This is a genomic window from Geminicoccus flavidas, from assembly GCF_009806515.1.
GTDB lineage: Bacteria > Pseudomonadota > Alphaproteobacteria > Geminicoccales > Geminicoccaceae > Geminicoccus > Geminicoccus flavidus.
The window spans coordinates 1-3,595 of the sequence record NZ_WUJP01000417.1 but is presented as its reverse complement, the minus strand read 5'-3'; the positions used below and the strand labels follow the sequence as shown (position 1 = coordinate 3,595).

Annotated in this window: 3 protein-coding genes; 2 read left to right on the top strand and 1 reads right to left on the bottom strand. The window is 66.5% G+C overall.

The features are described 5' to 3' along the window. On the bottom strand, positions 1-1,153 hold a 1,153-nt coding region (locus tag EQG76_RS11810), incomplete at its 3' end, for an ABC transporter substrate-binding protein (RefSeq protein ID WP_200840757.1). A gap of 302 nt (positions 1,154-1,455) precedes the next feature. On the opposite strand from EQG76_RS11810, the gene EQG76_RS11805 reads away from it, so the two are divergent. After that, complete coding sequence (locus tag EQG76_RS11805; RefSeq protein WP_159713578.1) at positions 1,456-2,277, top strand: alpha/beta fold hydrolase; 822 nt, start codon at positions 1,456-1,458, stop codon at positions 2,275-2,277. Positions 2,278-2,362: 85 nt separating this feature from the next. Continuing rightward, on the top strand, positions 2,363-3,526 hold the full coding sequence (locus EQG76_RS11800; protein ID WP_159713576.1) for an ABC transporter substrate-binding protein: 1,164 nt from the start codon (positions 2,363-2,365) through the stop codon (positions 3,524-3,526). Positions 3,527-3,595 lie beyond the last annotated feature (69 nt).

Below are 3,595 nucleotides of genomic sequence, written 5' to 3'. Positions count from 1 at the left end.
CGTCGCCCTGCATGGCCAGGTGGGTGGCCGGGTCGAACTTCAGGCGGCCGGCGACGGTCTGCTTGTCGGTTTCGCTGAGTGCCTGCATGATTCCGGCATGGTCGTTGGGATCGCCGACCTTCTTGAGCGCGTCGGCGTAGACGTGGACGATCTCGTAGAGCGCCACGCCATAGGTGCCGCTCTCGACGCCATAGGCATCCTTGAACTTCTTGCCGACTTCCTCGGCGCGCGGGTTCTTGGGCGAGACCAGCGGGCCGCCCAGCAGGTTGTAGATCACCCCGTCCGACTTCTCGCCGGTGAGCTGGACGAATTCCGGTACGCTCGGCGCATATTGCAGGAAGACCAGGCTCTTCGTCGGCTGCTCCAGGAACTGGTTGAGGAAGGAGGCGGAATTGCCGGGCAGGTAGTCGGTGTTGATGACCAGGTCCGGCACGTCCTGGCGGACCTGGGCGAGGATGGAGCGCCAGTCGGTGACCTCACCGAACGGCACGATCTCGTCGACGGTGATCGTCCAGCCATGGTCGGCGAAGGTCTTCTTCATCCCCTCGGAAATCGTCTTGGAATAGGCGTTGTCCGACGAGATGATCGCGACCTTCTTGGTCGGCAGCTCGATCTTGCCATCGGCCGCCAGCTTCTCGACGAAGCTGGTCACGTCGGTGTTGTAGGCGTCGAAGGACGGCGTCCAGGACCAGCAGCACATATAGTCGTCGGGGCTCGGCGCGATGATGTCCCGGGTCTGCTGCGAGGTGGCGGCGAGCACATAGGGCATCTCCGCCTCGGCCATGTTGTCGATCTCGAAATTGGTCAGGCTGGCATAGCCGGTCAGCATGAAATGCACGTCCGGGTCGCCCAGCAGCCGCTCCACGGCACTAGTGACGTTGCCGGCCGACTGGTCCTTCACGTCGCCCACCACCAGCTCAAACGTGTGGCCGTCGATGCCGCCCGCCGCGTTGATCTCGTCGATCGCGAGCTGGGCGCCGCGCTGGTACTCCTGGCCGTCCGCGCTGGCCGGGCCGGTGAGCGGGGCCAGCAGCCCGATCTTGACCGTGTCGGCCAGGGCCTGGCCGGTGAGGCCGCCCCCGAGAGCGAGGGCCGTCGCGGTCATTGTCAGGATGCGCGAAATCGAGCGGAACAGGGTGGCTTTGCGCGACATGCCTCGGTTTCCTTATGTCGAAGTGCTGGAGCGATGCGGTCCCAGGCCGTGGATGGACGACAGGCCCCAGGCCGGACGCGAGCAAGCCAAGGGCCACCACAGCCTGCCGGGATGGGCAGAGCCTGGCGGTCCGGCGCCTGCTCCCCAAAGGGGCACCAGAAAAGTCAATGTGTCGACAAGCTAGGCAGGTTGCGCAAACCTTGAAAAGATCATTTCATCGTTCCGGATCGGTTCCGCCCGGCGACCTGAAGGTCGTCGTCAGGAGATGGGCGGCGTGCCGAGGGTCGCCTTCAGGAGACAGGATGTCCATCAAGGAGAGCTCGGTCAGCACGAGCCATGGCGAGCTGAAGGTGCGGGAAAGTGTCGGGACCGGCACGCCTGTGCTGATGATCCACGGCAATTCCAGCTCAGGTGCCGTGTTCCGCAACCAGTTGCAGGGGCCGATCGGCCAGCGCTGGCGGCTGATCGCCCCCGACCTGCCGGGCCACGGCCAGTCCGCCAATGCGCTGGATCCGGAGCGGACCTACTCCATGGAAGGCTATGCCGATGCCATGGCCGAGCTGCTGCGGCTCAAGGGCATCGGGCGGGTCATCGTGTTCGGCTGGTCGCTGGGCGGCCATATCGGGCTGGAGATGATCGCGCGGGTCCCGGGCATGGTCGGCCTGATGATCACCGGCACGCCGCCGGTGGCGCCCGGCGAGGTGGCCGAGGGCTTCCGGCCCAGCCCGCACATGCATCTGGCAGGGCAGGAGCAGTTCGGCCCGGAGGATGTCGAGAACTACGCGCGCAGCACCTGCGGCCTGCCGTTCGAGCCGTTCCTGCGTGACGTGGTGGCCCGCACCGACGGGCGCGCCAGGCGCCTGATGTTCGAGAAGTTCGCGGCCGGTACCGGCGAGAACCAGCGCGAGATCGTGGCAAAGGCGAAGCTGCCGATCGCGGTGGTCAACGGCATCGACGAGCCGTTCGTGAACCTGCGCTTTATCCGGGGCGTCCAGTTCGGCCATCTCTGGCGGGGGGAGGCCATCGAGATCGCAGAGTCGGGCCATGCGCCGTTCTGGGACCGGCCGCAGGAATTCGACCGGATCTTCACCGAGTTCCTCGCCGACATGGACGGGGCGCCCTGAGCGGGTCCAACATGTTTGGCTCGATTCTTGAAGGGAGGAGCCGTCACGCGCGGACGGCTGCATGGCTGACGATGGGAGAGGGCGGATGAACAGGTTGTCGCAAATGTTGCTGGCCGGGGCGGCGATCGCCTGCCTGGCGGCGGTGCCGGCCAAGGCCGAAATCGTGATCGGGGCGGCGCTCAACCTGACGGGCATCCAGGCCCCCATGGACGAGCCGGGCTTTCGCGGCGCGCAGGTCGCGATCAAGGAACTGAACGACGCGGGCGGCCTCCTGGGCGAGCCGGTCAAGCTCGTCACCATCGACGGCAAGTCCGACCCAGTGACGGTCGGCAATGCGACCGTGCAGCTGATCGACGACGGCGCCCAGCTGATCCTGGCGCCCTGCGATTTCGACTTCGGCAGCCCGGCCAGCCGCGAGGCGCAGGCCGCCGATCTGGTCGGCCTCTCCACCTGCGCGTCCGACCCGCTCTACAGCTCCTGGTCGCTGGGCGACAAGCAGTTCACCCTGTCCATGTGGAACACCACCATGGGCGCCACCGCGGCGGACTTCGCGCTGGAGAAGGGCTGGAAGAAGGCCTACGTCGTCACCGACCAGTTCATCGCCTACACCAAGTCGCTGCCCAAATATTTCATCGAGCAGTTCAAGGCGGGCGGCGGCGAGATCCTGCTGGAGGACAGCTACAACAACGGCGACAACGACTTCTCCGCGCAGCTCGCGCGCCTCCAGGCGCTGCCGGAGAAGCCGGACGTCATCTTCCTGTCCTCCTACGGCACCGACATTGGCACCATCATCCGGGCACTGCGCGAGGTCGGCTATGACGCGCCGGTGCTGGGCGGCGACGCCTATGACGATCCGGCGCTGCACCAGGCGCTCGGCGAGAAGTTCGGCAACGACGTGTATTTCGTGACCCATACCTGGGCCGGGCCGGACGCCGGGCCGGAGATGCAGCACTTCCTCAAGCTCTATAAGGAAATGTACGGCCAGGAGCCGGACACCTCGTTCGTCGCCACGGGCTATGACGCGGTGATGCTGCTGGCGGAGGCGGTGAAGGCCGCTGGCTCGACCGATGGTGCGGCGGTCGCCCAGGCGCTGGAGGAGGGCCAGTTCAAGCTGCTCACCGGCGAGCTCGACTACACCACCGCCGACGAAGGCCATATGCCGAACAAGGCCGCGGCCGTGATCGCGCTGAACGGCGGCAAGACCTCGTTCGTCGGCTGGCGCCGCCCGGAGACCGTGCCGGCACCCTGATCGACCGCCACCAGGAGGGGGCGGACACAGCAGCCTGTCCGCCCCTGTCGCTTCCTCCTTGCAGGTTCA

What these genes read in the sequence shown, in the direction of transcription:
- EQG76_RS11800 (WP_159713576.1), top strand. Translation starts at nt 2,363, where the DNA reads ATGAACAGGTTGTCGCAAATGTTGCTGGCCGGGGCGGCGATCGCCTGC.
- EQG76_RS11805 (WP_159713578.1), top strand. Translation starts at nt 1,456, where the DNA reads ATGTCCATCAAGGAGAGCTCGGTCAGCACGAGCCATGGCGAGCTGAAG.